Raw genomic sequence first — 279 nt, 5'->3', positions numbered from 1 at the left:
CGAGTGTCGCCGCCATCCTGGTGGCGATCGGCACCCAGATGCACTGGGAGTGGGTCGCCCAGTACCGCGGCGAGATCGGCAAAGGCATACTGCTGACGCTTATACTGCTGGTCTCCACCAGTGTGGCGGGCTTCCTGCTGGCCATTCCGCTGGGGCTGGCGCAGGCACGAGGGCCACGTCCGCTGGCGTGGCTGGCGCGGGGATTCTGCAATCTGATTCGCGGCACCCCGTTGCTGCTTCAGCTGTGGATTCTCTACTACGGACTGGGGTCTCTGTTTC

1 protein-coding gene is annotated in these 279 nt (G+C 64.5%); it reads left to right on the top strand.

The features are described 5' to 3' along the window. Positions 1–279, top strand: a 279-nt coding sequence (locus SB689_RS22930) for an ABC transporter permease subunit (RefSeq protein WP_410694368.1), incomplete at both ends; no start/stop codon positions are given.

The sequence above is a fragment of the Chryseobacterium sp. SIMBA_038 genome (assembly GCF_046535115.1).
GTDB lineage: Bacteria > Bacteroidota > Bacteroidia > Flavobacteriales > Weeksellaceae > Chryseobacterium.
This window is presented reverse-complemented; position numbering and strand designations above follow the sequence as displayed.